The organism is Burkholderia sp. PvR073, assembly GCF_054055695.1.
In genome coordinates this window covers 139,620-158,917 of the sequence record NZ_JBSRXO010000011.1, presented here as the reverse complement: position 1 = coordinate 158,917, position 19,298 = coordinate 139,620, and the positions used below count along the sequence as shown (strand labels likewise).

Here is a 19,298-nt window from a genome sequence, read left to right as displayed (position 1 = left end):
ATGACGACTCCCCAACCTGGCTTGGCGCACGGCGGTTCGCGCATCTTTACGCGACTCGACCACCCGTACTACATACACGCGCCGAATTTCCGGCAAACCTCCGGCGGGATCCGCGCGATGCACTACCTGTGCCACGTGCTGAACCTGCTCGGCCACGAAGCGTACGTCTGCACGCCGGTCGTGCATCCCGACCTGCGCACGCCGCCGCTGACCCACGACATCGTGCAGGCGCACGCCCGCGCGAATCGCAGCCCGATCGTCGTCTATCCGGACGTCGTCGCCGGCAATCCGTTCAACGCGCGCTGCGTCGCGCGCTACCTGCTGGCCGAGCCCGGCCGCATCAACGGCGAACCGATCAGCCTGCAGCCGGACGACCTCATCTTCACGTTCGGGCCGTCGCTGGTGCCCGAAGATTGGAAGGCGGACCTGCTGCGCATGCCGCTGGTCGACACGCGCATCTTCAACAGCGACGGTGTCGACGACACCCGCCGCAACGGCACGGCCGTCTTCATCAATCGCCACCTGCGGCGCGGCGGCACGCTGCATCCGGTCACCGCCGAGTCGATCGAAATCTCGACCCGCGTGCCGGAACGTTCGGCGCACGAACTCGCGGCGCTGTTCCGACAGGTCGAGTGCGTGTACATGTACGAATGGTCCACCGCCGTGTTCGAAGCGCTGATGTGCGGCTGCCCGGTCGTGTGCATCATGAATGACGCGTCGCTGTCGGAGCCGACCCGGTGGGTGATGGACGGCAAGGGCATCGCGTGGGGGCTCGACGAACACGAGATCGCCCACGCGAAGGCCACCGTTCACGAAGCGCGCAGCGTCTACCTGAAGGAAGAGGAGACGTTCTGGCAGCAGTTGCAGAACTTCGTCGAGCGGACCCAGGCCCACGCGGACAAGCTGGATGCGCAGGCCGTCGCGACGGGCGCCGCCGCCCAGGGACAGCCCGCGTCCGCGCCGCGCGCGTGCATCGCGGTCGTCACCGCCGAACCGGCCGACCACGCGCGCACCAGCCTGCGCTTCGCGCAGCCGTTCGCGCGGCTGGACCGCGAATGGGCGCTGACTTTCCCTGTCACGCAAGCCGGCATCGATCCCGACGCGCTGCAGCGCGCGGACCTGATCGTGCTGCAGGGCGACACGCCGGGCCTGCTGTCCGCCGCCACGCTGGAACACCTGTTCTCGCTCGGCAAGCCGGTCGTCCTCGAGATCGACGCGCCGCTCGACACGCTGCTCGCCGACATCCCCGGCGCGGCCGACAACGCGCGCCGCAAGGCGGGCATCCGCAGCGCCGTGCAGCGCGCGCATGCGCTCGTCGTGCCGTCGGAAGCGCTGGTGCGGCAGTACCGTCATGTCAACGCATCGGTCCACGTGCTGCCGACCGGCGTCGATCTCGAACGTCTGCACCGTGCAGCGCCCGGCGTGCGCGACCACGTGAACCTCGCGGTTTCCGGCACCGGTCTCGACGGCGTGCGTCTCGAGCAGGTCCGCCAGGCGCTGGCCGAGCTCCGCCGCCGGTTTCCGGGGAGGCTCCGGGTGTCGTTCGTCGGCGCGGCGCTGCCGGCCGGCTGGGACCGCGAACCGGACGTCACGCTGATCGCGGAGCCTGCCCCTTACGACAGCTACGCCGACGCGCTGAAGCGCGCGGACCTCGACATCGCGCTGGTCACGGCACCGGTCACGTTGCGCGACGATGCGCCGCCGCGCGCATGGCTCGAATGCTCGGCGGCCGGCGCGGCCACGGTGCTCGTCGCCACGCCGGCGGAAGGCTGCCCGGTTGTCCACGGCCGCACGGGCTGGCTCGTCGCCGACACCGCCGACGCGTGGGTCGACGCGATCGCGCACCTGATCGAGCATCCGCAAACCCGCGCGCAACTCGCCGCGGCCGCGCAGGATGCGATCCGCGCGCAGCACGACATCGGCCGCAACGCCGCGCGCCACGGTGCGCTGTACGCACGGCTGCTGGCGGAGAACCGGACGCTGGCGCCCGTCGCCGCAACTGCGGACGCCGCACCGCGCCGCAAGCGCCTGATCGTGTATTCGATCGATCCGGACGCATGCGCGTCGTCGCGAATTCGCCTCACGCTGCCGTTCGGTCTGCTGAACGACGAATGGGAACTCGTCCCGGGCTTCCGGGACGGCCAGCTCGACAGCAGCGCGCTGGCCACGGCCGACGCCATCCTGCTGCACCGGCTGACGCCCGGCATGCTGACGGGCAACGACCTGTATACGATCTTCAAGCATGAAAAGCCGGTGATCTACGAGACCGACGACCTGCTGACCGACCTGCCGGCCACGCATCCGCTCGCCGCGCAAGGCGGGATGGCCCGCGCGGGGATCGAGCTCGTGCTGCGCAACGCGGACGCCGTAATCGTATCCACGCCGTTCATCGCCAGCCGCTACCGGCTGTCGCACCCGCGCGTTCACGTGCTGCCCGACAGCGTGGACTTCGACCGGTTCTACCGCCCCGTGGCGGCGCGCGGCGACGACTGCGTGACGATCGGCATCGCCGGCGCGTCGCTGCGCGCCGACAACTTCGCGCTCGTCGACGCGGCGCTGCAGGCGATCTGCGCGCGCCATCCCGGCAAGGTCAGGGTGAGTTTCGTCGGCGCGGACGTCCCGCCGGGCTGGGCCGGCCACCCGGCCGCCGGGTGCGAGCCCGAGCTTCACGACTACGACGCGCACGCACGACGCCTGCCGGAACGGCGCTGGGACATCGCGCTGCTGCCGCTCGCCGACCACGACTACAACGCCGGCACGAGCACGATCCAGTGGCAGGAATACGCGGCGGCCGGCATCGCCTCGATCGTCAGCGACCGGCCAGCCTATCGCTTCGCGCTGCACGACGGCTGCGACGGCCTGCTGGTCCCGGATGCGCCGCAGGCCTGGGTCGACGCGCTCGACCGGCTGATCGCGAACCCGGCGCTGCGCCGCGGGCTCGCGCGCACGGCGCAGGCGAAGGTCCGCAAGCATCACGCGCTGCAGCAGGCGCTGCCGCGCTATCGCCACGTGTATCAGCAGTGCATCGACAAAGGCGCGATCGGCAACCCGCCCGGCCGGCCGGATGCGCCGATCCCCGGCGCGCTGATCCTGGACGCCGACGGCGACCTCGACAAGGTCCGGCTGAGCCTGCAGGAAATCGCACGGCGGCCGGAGCAGGATCTGCTGGCGGTCGTGGTGACTTCGTCGCAGGCGCCGCTGCCCGAATGGACCGACAAGGTGCGCTACCTGCACGCGCCCGCGCACGAGTACACGGCCACCGTCGAGCAGCTCTGCGCACTGCCGGCGTTCGACTGGACGCTGATCGTCGAGGCGGGCGACGGGCGTGCCGCGCAGGCACGCACGACCGCCGATGCCGCGATCGCGTAAGTCGGCGCGCGCCGTGCCGCCTGCCTGACGCTGGCGGCACGGCGCGCTATCCCGGCAGCGCGCCCTGTGCTCAGTTGCTCGAACAGCCGCCGCAACTGCTCGAGCTGCATGAGCTCGACGAACCGCACGAACTCGAACTGCTGCTGTCCCCGGCGTCCGAGTCGGACGAACCGCTCGACCCGCCGGTTTGCACGGCGACGGGCGGCGGCGCCATCAGCACTTTCGAATGCGTGGCCCACACGGTGCCGGCGAGCGCGCCGGCGCCGAACAGCGCGGCCGTCCACAAGAGCCCGTCCGGCGTCGCGCGGTCGCCCCGGCGTTGGTCGCGGTGCGCGTCGAGCGCCGCCTCGCCGCCGCGCGTCATGCCGCCGCGCCCGAAGCCGGGCAGGCGTCCGACCATGAAGTGGTACGCGACCATGAACGCCGCCATGACAATCATCAGCAGCAGCACGGGCCGGCCGCGGGTCAGGCCGACCGCGAGCTTCGCCGCGCCCGCGCCGAACACGAGCAGCAGGATCGCGCGCGCGGCCATCCGCGTCGCCCGCATCTCGCCCGGTGCCCAGAGCCAGCCTTTGCGCTGCAACGCTGCCGAGCAGTCAGCTTCGCGCCACGCGAGACGCTGACGAAACGCGTCGCAGCTCGTCTCGCCGCCGGGTTGCCGCCTCAGCCATTCCCAGTCGGCGCCATACGCGCCTGCGTGTCGCGGATCGTCGATCCGCACCCGCGCGCCGTGGACCTTGCTCATCCGCAGCTCAATCGCACCGGCATGCGCGAGCGACAGCATCGCGACCTGCGCCATCCGCGCACCGCCGCCCGCGAGATACGCCGCTTCCTCCGCGCTCAGGTCGGGTGACGATTCGGGGGCGCGCGTTCCCCACGCACGGTGGCGGTATTCGATCCACTGCAGGCCGGCGATCAGCAGCAGCGCGGCGACGCAGAGCGGCACGTAGAACAACCCGAGAAAGTCCGGCCCCGAGAAGTTCAGCACATTGAAATCGCTCGCGCTCGCGCAGGTCGCCGCGACGCTGATCGCCGCCGTCGGCCACGCGAACTTCGCGAAGCGCCGCCAGCGTCGCGGGCTCGCGGCGGGCTCGCTCGACGGGCCGTCGCGCAGTTCCGCGCGCTGCACCGGGGCGTCGGCGGGCACGGCCGGCTCGGCGACGGGGCGCGGCCAGATCGCTTCGGGCGGCTCGCAGCCGAACAGCCTGCGGTAGCTGTCGAGCGTCTGCCGGTAGTGCCGCGCGTACTGCGCGGCCTCGTCGGGCGCGCCCGCGCCCGGCACGTGATGCAGCGGCGCGCGCAGCACGTCAGCGCAGAACACGTCCCAGTACTCGAGCGTGTATTGCAGGTGGAAATGCCATGCGGCATCGATCGCGACCGACGGCGTGACCGGGTGTCCGGCTGCCTGCGCGAGAAACGCGAAGCGCTTGTATTCGTCGATCACGGCCAGCGCGTGCGCATGCGTCCAGCCTTCAGCCTCGGCGAGGCGGCGGCTGTATGGCAGCGCGGCGTGCGGGTCGTCAGGGGAATAGGCAAGCAGGCGCGTGAGCAGTGCCTGCTGCGCATCGGTCAGCGCGCGGGCATCGCCTGCGCTCGGGAGAGACGGGATGGCTGCCATCGGGAGAGTCGGCGCGATGCGCGGACGGCCGCCGCGATCGACGCTTGGAGTTGTCGTTGCGGGGGATTCTCGCATAACGGCGCGGCAGCGAACCGGCGCGGGAAACGGCCGGCGGATGCCGAGATGCCACGGTGCCAACGAGACGACGCGACATCGGAAGCCACAGGGATTCGGCCGATTGTGCAATTCAGCGCTTCAGCGAATTCGGGAAAACGGATCGGGAAAATCGGTGCCTGGAATCAGGCCATTTGGCGCGCCCGGCTGGGATCGAACCAGCAACCCCTGCCTTCGGAGGGCAGTACTCTATCCATTGAGCTACGGGCGCGTGTGACAGTGAAACGACCCCATAAACCGGCCGCCCACCATTGGCAAGACGGCAAGGATACCCGGTTTCCCATGACGCGTCCACCGTGCCCGCCCGAATCCCCACCCGCCCCCCTTTCGTCCGGGTAAACACGCGCCTTCGCACCGCTCGCCGTGATGTAAACGTTCCGTCTATAATCGTCCGTGCTTCATTGGACTGCCATTTTGCCGTTGCACCGCGCTCACAATTCCTATTAATGGAGACGAGGCAAGCATGAGCGAAGCACCCCACGAATCTCCCGTCAAAACTCCCGGGCAGCTGATTGCCGTTGTCATCGCATCATTCGCGATTCCGATCGCCGTGATCGTCCTGTTTGCCACCTATGCCAACCATGCGTTCCGTGCGGGCGCAGGCACGGACGCGCTCTCCGACGAACAGGTCGCCGCGCGCATCGCACCGATCGCGAAGGTCGACGTGAAGGACGCCAATGCGCCCCGTACGTACAAGACCGGCGAGGCAGTCTACAAGGCCGTGTGCGTGACCTGTCACGGCACGGGCGCCGCCGGCGCGCCGAAGTTCGGCAACAAGGACGACTGGGCGCCGCGCATCTCGCAAGGCTTCGACACGCTGCTGAAGACAGCGCTGTCGGGCAAGGGCGCGATGCCGCCGCGCGGCGGCACGAGCCCCGACGACGTCAGCGACTATGAAATCGCGCGTGCGATCGTCTACATGGCGAACAACGACGGCGCGAACTTCCCCGAGCCGGCTGCCCCGGCCGCCAATGCGGCGCCGGCAGCGAGCGGCGCGGCGGGTGCGGCAGGCGCATCGGGCGCCGACGCATCGAACGCGCAAGCCGCCGCCGCGATGGCCGCGATCGCCGCGATTCCTAAGGCCGGCGAAAAGCCCGCGGCCGCACCGACCAGCGCCGACGCCGCATCAGCCGGCAAGGCGCTGTACACGCAGGTGTGCCAGGCGTGTCACGCGGCCGGCGTGCTCGGCGCGCCGAAGTTCGCCAGCAAGGACGACTGGGCGCCGCGCCTGAAGGAGTCGATGGATACCGTCTACAACTACGCGCTGCACGGCAAGGGCGCGATGCCGCCGAAGGGCGGGTCGAGCGCGTCCGATGCCGACGTGAAGGCGGCCGTCGATTACATGGTCAACGCGGCAAAGTAACGCCTGCCGGCCAGAAAAAACCCCCGCGGCGCACGCGCATCGCGGGGGTTTTGTTTTGCCGAGGCCGAAACGAAGGCCAGCGCGCACATCACTTCTGCAACAACGCCTTCAGGCTCGCGAGCCGGTCCTTCGGCGTCATCGGCGCTTCCTCCGGCGTCGGCGGCGGCGCTTCATCGAGCCCCATCTCGGGGATGAAGCGCGACGGCTCGCACACGACCGTCTCGCGCGCCCGCTTGCGCTTCTTGCACCAGTTCAGATGCAGGCTGCGCTGCGCGCGCGTGATCGCGACGTACATCAGCCGGCGCTCCTCCTCGATCCGCTCGCTGTCGATCGGGCCGTCGTCCTCGCTGCCGCCACGGTGCGGCATGATGCCTTCCTCGACGCCGACCAGGAACACGTGCGGGTACTCGAGGCCCTTCGATGCATGGACGGTCGACAGCCGCACGGCGTCCGGATCCTCGTCCTTGCCTTCCAGCATCGACATCAGCGCGACGGTCTGGATCAGGCCGAGCAGGTTCTTGCCGGTATCGGCGAGCCCGTCCGCGTTGTGGAACCCTTCCGCCTCGCCGTCGACGGCTTCCGTCTCGGGCTTCGTGCCCTTGCGCTTCAGCCACTCGAGGAATTCGAGCACGTTCTGCCACTTCGATTGCGCCTGCCGCTCGTCAAACGCGTCGTACAGGTAGGCCTCGTAGTGGATGGCCTCCATCATGTCGTCGAGCACGACGGTCGCGGGCTCCTTGTCCGCGCGATCGGTCAGGCGCTGGATGAAGTCGCAGAACATGCGCAGCGGCTCGACCTGCCGCGCGGACAGCCGCGCCTCGATCCCGCCCATGTACACGGCCTCGAACAGCGACACCTTGGCCTGGCCCGCGAACGAGCCGAGCGCCTCGAGCGTCGTGTTGCCGATCCCGCGGCGCGGCGTCGTGACCGCGCGGATGAACGCGGGATCGTCGTCGGCGTTCGCGATCAGGCGCAGGTACGCGCACAAATCCTTGATCTCGGCCTTGTCGAAGAACGACTGGCCGCCCGACAGCACGTACGGGATCCGCTCGCGCCGCAGCACCTGCTCGAAGATCCGCGCCTGGAAGTTGCCGCGATACAGGATCGCGTAGTCGCGGAACTGCGCGCGCCGCTCGAACTTGTGCGCGGACAGCCGGAACACGACCGATTCGGCTTCGTGCTCCTCGTCGTTGCACGGCGTGACGGTGATCGAATCGCCCATCCCGTGCTCGGACCACAGCTTCTTCTCGAACAGTTTCGGATTGTTCGCGATCACGTTGTTCGCGGCGGTGAGAATGCGCACCGTCGACCGGTAGTTCTGCTCGAGCTTGACCAGGTGCAGCTTCGGGAAATCCTTGCCGAGCTGCGCGAGGTTTTCGAGCGTCGCGCCGCGCCAGCCGTAGATCGCCTGGTCGTCGTCGCCCACCGCCGTGAACGCGGCGCGCGGGCCGGCGAGCTGCTTCAGCAGCTCGTACTGGCACGCGTTGGTGTCCTGGTATTCGTCGATCAGCAGATAGCGCAGCTTGTTCTGCCAGCGGTCGCGCACCTGTTCGTTCTTCGCGAACAGCTCGGCCGGCAGGCGGATCAGGTCGTCGAAGTCGACCGCCTGGTACGCATGCAGCGTCGCGACGTAGTTGCGGTAGACCAGCGCCGCCTGGTGCTCGTCCTCGTTGGCCGCGATCGTCATCGCCTCATCGGGCATGATCAGGCCGTTCTTCCACAGCGAGATGGTGCTCTGGATCTTGCGGATCAGGCCCTTGTCGGTGGTGCCGATCTGCTCCTGGATCATCCCGAAGCAGTCGTCCGAATCCATGATCGAGAACTGCGGCTTCAGGCCGACGTGCTCGGCTTCCTGACGCAGGATCTGCACGCCGAGCGAGTGGAACGTGCACACGGTGAGCTGGTTGACGGGCACCTTGCGGCCTTCCTTGCCGGGCGTGGTGAGCGTCTTGCCCTCCAGCAGCTTCGACACGCGCTCGCGCATTTCGGCGGCTGCCTTGTTCGTGAACGTGACGGCCGCGATGTGGCGCGGCTCGAAGCCTTTCGCTTCGATCAGGTGCGCGATCTTCTGCGTGATCACGCGGGTCTTGCCGCTGCCCGCGCCGGCGAGCACGAGGCAGGGACCGTCGAGGTAGCGCACCGCTTCGTTCTGAGCGGGGTTGAGGCCTGCGGACATGATGGCGGATGATGTTGCGGTTGACGGCGGAACGCCGGGAGGATGCCGCGCGCGGCAAGCCTGGAATGCAGGCGGACACACGGGCAGGACGCGCATGTTAACACGTCGGCGGCGCACTTTTCGGGAGCCCCGCCGGACGGGGGCCGCGCAGGCAGGCTGCCGTTTCGTCCCCTGTCCGATCGGCCAATCCGGCCCCAGCCGCGGCCCGATCGGCCACAATGGACGCATGTCGGCGCGCCTGCGCGCCGGGCCCGCCAGCCTCGTCACCGGATCGACTTCATGGGATACCCGTTCGCCACCGCCGCCCTCGGCCCGCTGCTGTTCCTCCAGGGGCGCCACGTGCGCCGCGTCACGCCACGGCTGCCCGAGGCGGCCGGCCCGCGCGATGGCGTGGCCGGCGACGGCCCGCCGCTGCGCGTGCTGGTGGTCGGCGATTCGGCCGCCGCGGGCGTCGGCGTCGCATCGCAGCACGACGCGCTGTCCGGGCAGCTGGCGCGCACGCTTGCAGCCACCCACCGGGTCGGCTGGAAGCTGCTCGCGCGCACCGGCCTGACCACGCGGGAGCTCGTCGACTGGCTCGCGACCGAGCCGGCCGAGCCGTTCGACGTGGCCGTGACCTCGCTCGGCGTCAACGACGTGACGGGCGGCGTGCCGCCGGCCCGCTGGCAGGCGCAGCAGGCCGAACTCGTGCGGCTGCTCGCCGCGCGCTTCCAGGTCGGGCACGTGATCCTGTCGGCGGTGCCGCCGATGGAGCGCTTTCCGGCGCTGCCGCAGCCGCTCGCGTGGTATCTCGGGCTGCGCGCGAAGCGGCTCAATGCCGCGCTCGCCGACTGGGCCGCGACCCAGCCGAACTGCACGTTCCTGCGCGTCGCGCTGCCGCTCGAACGCCATCTGATGGCGGCCGACGGCTTTCATCCGGGCGCGGCCGCGTGCGCCACGTGGGCAGCGCAAGTGGCCGACGCCATGCCGCGGCAGCGGGCGCCGGATCACGCTGCACGCTGACGGGCTGCCGGCCGGCGCCCACATGCCGCCGACGGCACGGCCAACCGCGCGCGATACCTTCCGGAGCCGCGCCAAACGCCCGCCGTGACCGCGCATGCGCCGCCTCCCGCCGTGCGTTTTGCCGAACGCGTCGGTGCGTGCCGCCGCGCCATGCCAAAATAGTCGGTCGTCCACGCGCCGCCACGGCGCGCCATCCTTTCGTTTCGTATGCAGCCAGGGATTGCCATGTCGTCATTGCTCAGGATTGGTTTGATGGGTTTCGGTTTCGCCGGCGCGACGTTCCACGCGCCCGTGATCGCCACGAGCGGCCGCACCGAGGTCGCCGCGATCGCGACGGGGCAGCCCGATCGCGCACGCGCCGCGTATCCGGGCGCGCGCATCGTCCCCGATCTCGATACGCTGCTCGGCCTCGACGACATCGACTGCGTGGTGATCGCCACGCCGAACGACACGCACTTCACGCTCGCGCGCCAGGTACTCGAAGCCGGCCGTCACGTCGTCGTCGACAAGCCGGTCACGCTCACGGCCGACGAGGCGCTCGCGCTCGCGCGGCTCGCGAACGCGCGTAGCCGCCTGTTCGCGCCGTTCCACAACCGCCGCTGGGACGGCGACTTCCTCACCGTGCGCCGCATCGTCGAATCCGGCGAACTCGGCCGGCTGACGTATTTCGCGTCGCACTTCGATCGTTTCCGGCCGACCCCGCGCACGCGCTGGCGCGAGGAGCCCGCACGCGGCGGCGGCCTGCTGCTCGACCTCGGCCCGCATCTGATCGACCAGGCGCTCGCGCTGTTCGGACTGCCGGACACGGTCAGCGCGACGGTCAAGACGCGCCGCGACAACGGCACGGCGCCCGATTTCGTGCACCTGCTGCTCGGCTATCCGGACAAGGACGTCGCGCTGCACGCGAGCGCGCTGTCGGCGATCGAGCCCGCGCGCTTCACGCTGCACGGCACGCGCGGCAGCTACCAGAAGTTCGGGCTCGACACGCAGGAAGACCAGTTGAAGGCCGGCCTCACGCCCGATCACGTCGAGTTCGGCGGCGGCAACCCGCCCGGCGCGCTGCGCACGCTCGAAGGCGAGGTCGAGGTCGAGCGGCCGGTGCCGACGCTCGACGGCCAGTATGCGGAGTTCTATCGCGCGCTCGCCGCGTCGGTCCACGACGGCGCACCGTTCCCGGTCACGCCGCAGGACGCGGTCGACGTGATGACGATCATCGAGCTTGCCGCGCAGAGCGAGCACGAAGGCCGTCGGGTACCATTCGTGCGCCGCGCCGTCTGACGGCCGCCGGCCGGGTCAGCGCCAACCCGGCCGCAGCCGCCATTCCGCGCATCCCGCGCCATTCCGCGCCGCGCCGCACGCCGGCTGCGGCCATGCGTCAGCCCCCACGGCGCCGCTGTCCCGAACATTCCGTTACAAATGGTGCGGGAACGAAAGTCAGCGGTCGCCCGGTCTGACGCGTTTCTCAAAAAGTCGATCCGACTCCAAACCGTCAGGAGAATGTGATGCAACGGTTGATTCGCGCAGCGGCATGCTGCGTCCTGGTTTCCTCGCTCGCCGCGTGTGTCGTGCAGCCGCAGCGGCCGGTCCGGCAGGCGCCGCCGCCTGCCCCGCGACCGAATCCGCAGGTCGTCGCGAACGACCGCATGCAGGAGGTCCAGGGCCGGATCGACAACCTGCACCGCCGGATCGACACGCGCGTCAACGGCGGCTACTACCCGCCGCCGTACGGTGCGCAGCTGCACCATCGCCTCGACGTGATCCGCCAGGAAGCGAACGACATGTCGACCCAGCACAACGGCGGCCTGTCCGGCGACGAGCAGCGCGTGCTGAACCAGGAACTCGACACGGCCGCACGCGCGATCGGCGAGTGACGCCGGCGCCGGCAAAAGCGGCGGCGCCCCACGCCGCCGCTTGTCGCGAAGCGACATTCTTTTGCTCAAATTGACAATGCCCACCCGCTCGCGTACAGTCGCCCGCACGCGTCGGGAGAGCGTGTGACCGCGTAGTTTGGAACGCCGGTCGCGCCGCCGAAGGGGCACACCCGCAAACTCTCAGGCAAAAGGACCGACCGCGTCGGGGAATCCCGTCCGCGCATTGCGCGGGCCGCACTCCCCGCACTCTGGAGAGCGGCAGTAGCCCGTTGCGCCCATGCGGCGCGGGCAAGCTGCCCACCGAAGGGGCGCGCGTTCGCAGGCTCACGGCCGCAACGCAATCTCTCAGGTATCGAGGACAGAGGGGCATGTACCGGATCGCTCGCAGGCTCACGGCCGCGGCGGCCGGCACATGGCCGTTCTGACCCGCGCGCAAGCGCCTTGCCTGAGGCCTCGATGACTGCACTGAATCACACCCCGCTCAACGCCGCGCATCGCGCGCTCAATGCCCGCATGGTTGACTTCGGCGGCTGGGACATGCCCGTCAACTACGGCTCGCAGATCGAAGAACACGAAGCCGTGCGCACCGACGCCGGCATGTTCGACGTGTCGCACATGTGCGTCGTCGATTTCACCGGCAGCCGCGTGCGCGCGTTCTTCGAGCACGCGATCGCGAACAACGTCGGCAAGCTCAAGACCCCCGGCAAGGCGCTCTACTCGTGCCTGCTCAATCCGCAGGGCGGCGTCATCGACGACCTGATCGTCTATTACTTCACCGAAGACTTCTTCCGCGTCGTCGTCAACGCCGGCACGGCCGAGAAGGACATCGCGTGGTTCAACCAGCTCAACGAACAAGGCGGCTACGGTCTGACCATCGCGCCGCGCCGCGATTTCGCGATCGTCGCCGTGCAGGGCCCGAACGCCCGTGAAAAGGTCTGGACGACGGTGCCCGCCGCACGCGCCGCCACCAGCGAACTGAAGCCGTTCAACGCCGCACGGGTCGCCGGCACGCCGTTCGGCGAGCTCACCATCGCGCGCACCGGCTACACCGGCGAAGACGGCTTCGAAGTGATCGTCCCGGCCGTGCACGTCGAAGCGCTGTGGACCGCGCTGCAGCAAAACGGCGTGCGCCCGTGCGGGCTCGGCGCGCGCGACACGCTGCGCCTCGAGGCCGGCATGAACCTGTACGGCCAGGACATGGACGAGACCGTGTCCCCGCTCGACGCGGGCCTCGCTTGGACGGTCGACCTGTCGGCACCACGCGACTTCGTCGGCCGCGCCGCGCTCGAGCGCGACGGCACGCGCGCCGCGTTCGTCGGCCTGATCCTGCAAAAGGAAAACGGCAAGGCGGGCGGCGTGCTGCGCGCACACCAGAAGGTCGTCACGCCGCACGGCGAAGGCGAGATCACGAGCGGCACATTCTCGCCGTCGATGCAGGAATCGATCGCGTTCGCACGCGTGCCAGCGGCGGTCCACGTCGGCGACACCATACATGTGCAGATTCGAGACAAGCAACTTCCCGCGCGCGTGGTAAAACTGCCGTTCGTGCGCAACGGCAAGGTCCTCGCTGCGTAACGACCGGGGGCCCGCCTCCCGGCAAGCCGGGAAATGGCGCCCGGCGCAACCCCATCCGGCGCGCCCCGGCGGCGCGCCAGCATAACGAACATACCTTTTATCCAGGAGCATCCGATGAGCAACGTCCCGGCCGATCTGAAGTACACCGACGAACACGAGTGGATCCGCACCGAAGCCGACGGCACGCTGACGGTCGGCATCACCGATCACGCGCAGAGCACGCTCGGCGACATCGTCTTCCTCGAGCTGCCGGCAGTCGGCAAGTCGGTGAACGCAGGCGACGCAGTCGGCGTCGTCGAATCGGTGAAGGCGGCATCCGACATCTACTCGCCGGTGTCCGGCGAGATCATCGCCATCAACGAAGAAGCCGCCGACTCGCCGGAAGAAGTGAACAGCGACGCATACGCCGTGTGGCTCTTCAAGATCAAGCTCGCGGACGGCGCATCGACCGACAAGCTGATCGACGCCGACGCATACAGCAAGCTGATCGACTAATTTTCCTTACCCGAACCGCGTGCGGCCGGCCAGCCGGCCCGCGCGGGACCAGAGTCACGCCATGAAGCTCGAACACCCGGACCGTCTGATGAACCGCACGCCCCTCTCGCTCGCCGCGCTCGAAACGCATGACGCGTTCGCAGAACGCCACATCGGCCCCGATGCCGCCAGCCAGCAGGCCATGCTCGACACGCTCGGCTTCGCGTCGCGCGCCGCCCTGATCGACGCCGTGATCCCGGCCTCGATCCGCCGCGCTGAAACGCTGCCGCTCGGCCCGTTCGCGCAACCGAAGAGCGAGGCCGAAGCCCTCGCCGCGCTGCGTGCCCTCGCGGACAAGAACCAGGTGTTCCGCTCTTATATCGGCCAGGGCTATCACGACACGCACACGCCGGCCGTGATCCTGCGCAACGTGCTCGAAAACCCGGCGTGGTACACGGCCTACACGCCGTACCAGCCCGAAATTTCCCAGGGTCGCCTCGAGGCGCTCCTGAACTTCCAGCAGATGGTCGCCGACCTCACGGGCCTCGCGATCTCGAACGCATCGCTGCTGGATGAAGCCACCGCCGCGGCCGAAGCGATGACGCTGCTGCAGCGCACCGGCAAGCCGGCGTCGAACGTGTTCTACGTCGCCGACGACGTGCTGCCGCAGACGCTCGAAGTGATCCGCACGCGCGCGCTGCCGATCGGCATCGAAGTCAAGACGGGCCCGGCAGCCGACGCCGCGCAGGCCAACGCGTTCGGCGTGCTGCTGCAATATCCGGGCGTCAACGGCGACGTGCGCGACTACCGCGCGCTCACCGAAGCGATCCACGCGGCCGGCGGCCATGTCGTCGTCGCGGCCGACCTGCTCGCGCTGACCGTGCTGACGCCGCCCGGCGAATGGGGCGCGGACGTCGCGATCGGCAACACGCAGCGCTTCGGCGTGCCGATGGGCTTCGGCGGCCCGCACGCCGCGTATCTCGCGGTGCGTGACGAATTCAAGCGCCAGATGCCGGGCCGCCTCGTCGGCGTGACCGTCGACGCGCAGGGCAAGCCCGCGCTGCGCCTCGCGCTGCAGACGCGCGAACAGCACATCCGCCGCGAGAAGGCGACGTCGAACGTGTGTACCGCGCAAGCGCTGCTCGCGATCATGGCGAGCATGTACGCGGTCTACCACGGCCCGCACGGCCTGAAGACGATCGCGCTGCGCGTGAACCGCATCGCGGCGCTGTTCGCCGCCGGCGTGAAGCAGCTCGGCTTCGCGCCCGTCAACGACACGTTCTTCGACACGCTGACGATCGACACCGGCGCGCGCACCGCACAGGTCCACGAATTCGCGAAGGCCGCGCGCATCAACCTGCGCCGCGTGAGCGACACGCAAGTCGGCGTGTCGATCGACGAAACGACGACCCGCGACGACCTCGCCGCTCTCCTCGCCGTGTTCGCACAGGCCGCGGGCGGCACCGCGCCGTCCGTCGACGCGCTGGACGCGGGCCTCGCCGGCGTCGCCGCGCTGCCGGCCGGCCTCGAGCGCACGAGCGCGTACCTGACGCACCACGTGTTCAACCGCCACCATTCCGAAACCGAAATGCTGCGCTACCTGCGCAGCCTGTCGGACAAGGATCTCGCGCTCGACCGCTCGATGATCCCGCTCGGCTCGTGCACGATGAAGCTGAACGCGACGTCGGAAATGCTGCCGGTCACGTGGCCCGAGTTCGGCAGGATCCACCCGTTCGCGCCGGCCGAGCAGACCGTCGGCTACCGCGAGATGATCGACCAGCTCGAGCAGATGCTCGTCGCGGCCACCGGCTACGCGGCCGTGTCGCTGCAGCCGAACGCCGGCTCGCAGGGCGAGTACGCGGGCCTGCTGATCATCCACGCGTACCACGCATCGCGCGGCGAAGCGCATCGCGACGTGTGCCTGATCCCGGCCTCCGCGCACGGCACGAACCCGGCCTCCGCACACATGGCCGGCATGAAGGTCGTGGTCGTCGCATGCGACGCGCAGGGCAACGTCGACATCGCTGATCTCAAGGCGAAGGCCGAGCAGCACGCGAACGACCTCGCGGCGATCATGATCACGTATCCGTCGACGCACGGCGTGTTCGAGCAGAACGTGCGCGAGATCTGCGAGATCGTCCATGCGCACGGCGGCCAGGTGTACGTCGACGGCGCGAACATGAACGCGATGGTCGGCCTGACCGCGCCGGGCCAGTTCGGCGGCGACGTGTCGCACCTGAACCTGCACAAGACCTTCTGCATCCCGCACGGCGGTGGCGGCCCGGGCGTCGGCCCGGTCGCGGTCGGCGCGCACCTCGCGAAATTCCTGCCGAACCAGCGTTCGACCGGCTACACGCGCGAAGAAAACGGCATCGGCGCGGTGTCGGCCGCGCCGTACGGCTCGGCATCGATCCTGCCGATCTCGTGGATGTACATCGCGATGATGGGCGCGAAGAACCTGACCGCCGCCACCGAGATCGCGATCCTCAACGCGAACTACATCGCGAAGCGCCTCGCGCCGCACTACCCGGTGCTGTATTCGGGCCCGGGCGGGCTGGTCGCGCACGAGTGCATTCTCGACCTGCGCCCGATCAAGGAAACGAGCGGCATCAGCGTCGACGACGTCGCCAAGCGCCTGATGGACTACGGCTTCCACGCGCCGACGATGAGCTTCCCGGTGCCGGGCACGCTGATGGTCGAGCCGACCGAATCGGAATCGCAGGAAGAACTCGACCGCTTCATCGCCGCGATGATCGCGATTCGCGAGGAAATCCGCGCGGTCGAGGAAGGCCGCGCCGATCGCGAGGACAACCCGCTGCGTCACGCGCCGCATACGGCCGCCGTCGTCACCGCGAACGAGTGGCCGCACGCGTACTCGCGCGAGCAGGCCGCGTACCCGGTCGCATCGCTCGGCACGAACAAGTACTGGCCGCCGGTCGGCCGTGCGGACAACGCTTACGGCGACCGCAACCTGTTCTGCTCGTGCGTGCCGATGTCGGAATACGCATAACGCCTGCCGCGCGCCGGAGTCCGATCGTGACCACACCGCACGCAACCATCGGTTGCGTGCGGTTTTTGCGTTCATCGCCCGGCCAATCGATTCACGCTTGCCCGCCAATCCGGCTAACATCACACGCGATCCAGCCAATCAAGGAGTTCCGCATGGTGCGTCCGATGTTTCCGGGCCAGGGTGCAACGCAGGAGCGGCCGCGCACGCGCCGCTTCGTGCCGCTGCTCGTCGCGTCGCTGTCGTTCGTCACCGTCGGCCTCGGCACGGCCGGCAGCGCGCGCGCGGCGATGAATTTCTGCGCGGCGCCCGCCTTGCAGGCGAGCGAGACGATACAAGCCGAGCCGGGTGTGCAGGCGTTGATCCGCAGCGTCGACGCGCGCATCGGCGAGCAACCGAAGGCGATGCCGCGCGTGCACACCGAGGGCACGCTGCCGCACGAAGGCATCTACGACCAGAGCGCCGACGCGCTGAAGGACATGGAGCTGATGCGCGACGCGGCGCTCGCGTGGCGCGTGACGAATGCGCCGCGCTACCTGCAGCTCGTCGACCGCTTCCTGTCCTCGTGGGTGGCGACCTACCAGCCGAGCTTCAACCCGATCGACGAGACGCGCTTCGACAGCCTGATCGTCGCGTACGACATGACGGCGAGCGCGCTGCCGGTCAAGACGCGCAACGCAACCGCGGCGTTCATCGCGAAGCTGGGCGCCGGCTATGTCGCGCAGATCGACGCGCAGAAGCGCCCGCTCACCGGCACGTGGCGCAACAACTGGCAGAGCCACCGGATCAAGCTGATCGCGCTGTCCGCGTTCACGCTCGGCGACCGCAAGATGATGAACGCCGCGCAGCGGCTGTTCGTCGAGCATCTCGCCGACAACATCGGTCCGGACGGCAAGACCTGGGATTTCGACGAACGCGATGCGCTGCACTACGCGGTGTACGACCTGCAGCCGCTGGTGACGGCCGCGCTCGCCGCGCGCCGCTTCAACCGCAACTGGCTGCGCGAGCGCGGCGCGAACGGCGCGACGCTCGCGGCCGCGCTCGACTGGCTCGTGCCGTACGCGCTCGGCGAGAAGACCCACGAGGAATTCGTGAATTCGCCGGTGCCGTTCGACGCGAAGCGCCGCGAAGCCGGCTTGCCGGGCTACACGGGGCAGTGGGACCCGAAAAACGCCACCGAACTCTTTCATCTGGCCGCGCGGCTCGACGGGCGCTATGCCCGTGTCGCGCGGCAGTTATCCGTCATGCCGCCCGCATGGCTGGCCGCGTGCCTGCCATTGCAGGCGCGCTAGCATCATTCTCAAAGCAAGGCAGGTATCAAAATGGCAGTCAGCGTGTTTGACCTCTTCAAGATCGGCATCGGCCCGTCCAGTTCGCATACGGTCGGACCGATGCGCGCGGCGCTGATGTTCGTCCAGGGCCTCGAGCGCGACGGGCTGCTCGACGCGACGGCCACCGTGAAGGTCGAGCTGTACGGCTCGCTCGGCGCGACCGGCAAGGGCCACGGCACCGACCGCGGCGTGATGCTCGGCCTGCTCGGCGACGCGCCCGACACCGTCGATCCCGACACGATCGACGCGCGGCTCGACGACGTCCGCAAGTCGAAGCAGCTCGCGCTGCTCGGCACGCATCCGGTGCCGTTCGTGCTGAAGGAGAACATCGCGTTCTACCGGCAGGCGCTGCCCGAGCACCCGAACGGGATGAAGCTGCGCGCGTCCGACGCGAACGGCGACGTGCTGGTCGAGCGCACCTACCTGTCGGTCGGCGGCGGCTTCGTCGTGACGGCCGGCGCGCCGAACACGAAGGTGCTGAGCGCGGCCGAGCAGATGACGCACCCGTTCCGCACCGGCGCCGAGCTGCTCGCGCTGACCGAGACGACCGGCAAGTCGATCGCGCGGCTGATGTGGGAAAACGAGCGCGCGTGGCACACCGAGGAAGAGACGCGCGACGGGTTGCTGAAGATCTGGGCCGTGATGCAGTCGTGCGTGTCGCGCGGCTGCGGGATCGGCAACCCGGACGCCGACGGCAACCTGCCCGGCCCGTTCCAGGTCAAGCGCCGCGCGCCGCAGCTGTATCGCGCGCTGACCGGCAACCCCGAGCAGGCGCTGCAGGATCCGCTGTCGATGATCGACTGGATCAACCTGTATGCGATCGCCGTCAACGAGGAAAACGCGGCCGGCGGCCGCGTCGTCACCGCGCCGACCAACGGCGCGGCCGGCATCATTCCGGCCGTGCTGCACTACTACACGCGCTTCACGCCGGGCGCGAACGAACAGGGCGTGATCGACTTCCTGCTGACGGCCGCGGCGATCGGCATTCTGTACAAGCTCAACGCGTCGATTTCGGGCGCGGAAGTGGGCTGCCAGGGCGAAGTGGGCGTCGCGTGCTCGATGGCGGCCGGCGCGCTCGCGGCCGTGCTCGGCGGCACGCCGCGCCAGGTCGAGAACGCGGCCGAGATCGGGATGGAGCACAACCTCGGCCTCACCTGCGACCCGGTCGGCGGGATGGTGCAGATCCCGTGCATCGAGCGCAACGCGATGGCGTCGGTGAAGGCCGTCAACGCGGCGCGCATGGCGCTGCGCGGCGACGGCTCGCACTACGTGTCGCTCGACTCGGTGATCAAGACGATGCGCGAGACGGGCGCCGACATGAAGACGAAGTACAAGGAAACCTCGCGCGGCGGCCTGGCGGTGAATATCGTCGAATGCTGATGCGGTAAGGTCCGCGAG

At 69.3% G+C, this 19,298-nt stretch carries 12 protein-coding genes, 1 tRNA gene and 2 riboswitches; of the genes, 10 read left to right on the top strand and 3 right to left on the bottom strand.

The genetic code is table 11. The features are described from left to right. Window positions 1-3,369 (top strand): glycosyltransferase, encoded by a 3,369-nt coding sequence (locus tag ACVK00_RS27400; protein ID WP_354122891.1) that lies wholly within the window; start codon window positions 1-3, stop codon window positions 3,367-3,369. Window positions 3,370-3,439: 70 nt separating this feature from the next. On the opposite strand, the gene ACVK00_RS27395 is transcribed toward ACVK00_RS27400, so the two are convergent. Next, on the bottom strand, window positions 3,440-4,987 hold the full coding sequence (locus tag ACVK00_RS27395) for a TIGR04222 domain-containing membrane protein (RefSeq protein ID WP_284899269.1): 1,548 nt from the start codon (window positions 4,985-4,987) through the stop codon (window positions 3,440-3,442). A gap of 249 nt (window positions 4,988-5,236) precedes the next feature. Further along, window positions 5,237-5,312, bottom strand: a tRNA-Arg gene (locus tag ACVK00_RS27390). Between the two features lie 252 nt (window positions 5,313-5,564). Between ACVK00_RS27390 and ACVK00_RS27385 the strand changes: the two genes are divergently transcribed. After that, on the top strand, window positions 5,565-6,464 hold the full coding sequence (locus tag ACVK00_RS27385; RefSeq protein WP_354122890.1) for a c-type cytochrome: 900 nt from the start codon (window positions 5,565-5,567) through the stop codon (window positions 6,462-6,464). Window positions 6,465-6,552: 88 nt separating this feature from the next. Here ACVK00_RS27385 and ACVK00_RS27380 read toward each other — a convergent pair whose 3' ends face one another. Next, window positions 6,553-8,640: a UvrD-helicase domain-containing protein gene (locus tag ACVK00_RS27380; protein ID WP_175661365.1), complete on the bottom strand. Its 2,088-nt coding sequence runs from the start codon at window positions 8,638-8,640 to the stop codon at window positions 6,553-6,555. 279 nt (window positions 8,641-8,919) lie between these two features. Here ACVK00_RS27380 and ACVK00_RS27375 point away from each other — a divergent pair, with 279 nt between their 5' ends. The 8 genes from ACVK00_RS27375 to ACVK00_RS27340 all read left to right on the top strand — a co-directional run bounded on the left by ACVK00_RS27375 (window position 8,920) and on the right by ACVK00_RS27340 (window position 19,280). Beyond that, window positions 8,920-9,642: an SGNH/GDSL hydrolase family protein gene (locus tag ACVK00_RS27375; RefSeq protein WP_284899270.1), complete on the top strand. Its 723-nt coding sequence runs from the start codon at window positions 8,920-8,922 to the stop codon at window positions 9,640-9,642. Window positions 9,643-9,867: 225 nt separating this feature from the next. Continuing rightward, window positions 9,868-10,920, top strand: a complete 1,053-nt coding sequence (locus ACVK00_RS27370; RefSeq protein WP_228906429.1) for an oxidoreductase — start codon at window positions 9,868-9,870, stop codon at window positions 10,918-10,920. 224 nt (window positions 10,921-11,144) lie between these two features. After that, window positions 11,145-11,513, top strand: a complete 369-nt coding sequence (locus tag ACVK00_RS27365; protein ID WP_166725855.1) for a hypothetical protein — start codon at window positions 11,145-11,147, stop codon at window positions 11,511-11,513. A gap of 102 nt (window positions 11,514-11,615) precedes the next feature. Beyond that, window positions 11,616-11,719, top strand: a riboswitch (glycine riboswitch). A gap of 32 nt (window positions 11,720-11,751) precedes the next feature. Next, window positions 11,752-11,885, top strand: a riboswitch (glycine riboswitch). 84 nt (window positions 11,886-11,969) lie between these two features. Beyond that, a complete protein-coding gene (gene gcvT, locus ACVK00_RS27360; protein ID WP_175708606.1) occupies window positions 11,970-13,088 on the top strand; it encodes a glycine cleavage system aminomethyltransferase GcvT in 1,119 nt (372 codons plus the stop codon). Between the two features lie 114 nt (window positions 13,089-13,202). Further along, entirely contained in the window at window positions 13,203-13,583 is a 381-nt protein-coding gene (gene gcvH / locus ACVK00_RS27355) for a glycine cleavage system protein GcvH (RefSeq protein WP_284899271.1), read from the top strand. A 61-nt stretch (window positions 13,584-13,644) separates the two neighbouring features. Then, window positions 13,645-16,572, top strand: a complete 2,928-nt coding sequence (gcvP, locus tag ACVK00_RS27350; RefSeq protein ID WP_284899272.1) for an aminomethyl-transferring glycine dehydrogenase — start codon at window positions 13,645-13,647, stop codon at window positions 16,570-16,572. 152 nt (window positions 16,573-16,724) lie between these two features. Beyond that, complete coding sequence (locus ACVK00_RS27345; RefSeq protein WP_284899273.1) at window positions 16,725-17,861, top strand: alginate lyase family protein; 1,137 nt, start codon at window positions 16,725-16,727, stop codon at window positions 17,859-17,861. A 30-nt stretch (window positions 17,862-17,891) separates the two neighbouring features. Continuing rightward, window positions 17,892-19,280 carry an L-serine ammonia-lyase gene (locus ACVK00_RS27340; RefSeq protein WP_284899274.1) on the top strand — a complete coding sequence of 463 codons (1,389 nt, stop codon included), beginning with the start codon at window positions 17,892-17,894 and terminating at the stop codon, window positions 19,278-19,280. Window positions 19,281-19,298: the final 18 nt, after the last annotated feature.

What these genes read in the sequence shown, in the direction of transcription:
- gcvP (WP_284899272.1), top strand. Translation starts at nt 13,645, where the DNA reads ATGAAGCTCGAACACCCGGACCGTCTGATGAACCGCACGCCCCTCTCG.
- ACVK00_RS27395 (WP_284899269.1), bottom strand. Translation starts at nt 4,987, where the DNA reads ATGGCAGCCATCCCGTCTCTCCCGAGCGCAGGCGATGCCCGCGCGCTG.
- ACVK00_RS27345 (WP_284899273.1), top strand. Translation starts at nt 16,725, where the DNA reads ATGGTGCGTCCGATGTTTCCGGGCCAGGGTGCAACGCAGGAGCGGCCG.
- gcvT (WP_175708606.1), top strand. Translation starts at nt 11,970, where the DNA reads ATGACTGCACTGAATCACACCCCGCTCAACGCCGCGCATCGCGCGCTC.
- gcvH (WP_284899271.1), top strand. Translation starts at nt 13,203, where the DNA reads ATGAGCAACGTCCCGGCCGATCTGAAGTACACCGACGAACACGAGTGG.
- ACVK00_RS27370 (WP_228906429.1), top strand. Translation starts at nt 9,868, where the DNA reads ATGTCGTCATTGCTCAGGATTGGTTTGATGGGTTTCGGTTTCGCCGGC.
- ACVK00_RS27365 (WP_166725855.1), top strand. Translation starts at nt 11,145, where the DNA reads ATGCAACGGTTGATTCGCGCAGCGGCATGCTGCGTCCTGGTTTCCTCG.
- ACVK00_RS27400 (WP_354122891.1), top strand. Translation starts at nt 1, where the DNA reads ATGACGACTCCCCAACCTGGCTTGGCGCACGGCGGTTCGCGCATCTTT.
- ACVK00_RS27385 (WP_354122890.1), top strand. Translation starts at nt 5,565, where the DNA reads ATGAGCGAAGCACCCCACGAATCTCCCGTCAAAACTCCCGGGCAGCTG.
- ACVK00_RS27375 (WP_284899270.1), top strand. Translation starts at nt 8,920, where the DNA reads ATGGGATACCCGTTCGCCACCGCCGCCCTCGGCCCGCTGCTGTTCCTC.
- ACVK00_RS27380 (WP_175661365.1), bottom strand. Translation starts at nt 8,640, where the DNA reads ATGTCCGCAGGCCTCAACCCCGCTCAGAACGAAGCGGTGCGCTACCTC.
- ACVK00_RS27340 (WP_284899274.1), top strand. Translation starts at nt 17,892, where the DNA reads ATGGCAGTCAGCGTGTTTGACCTCTTCAAGATCGGCATCGGCCCGTCC.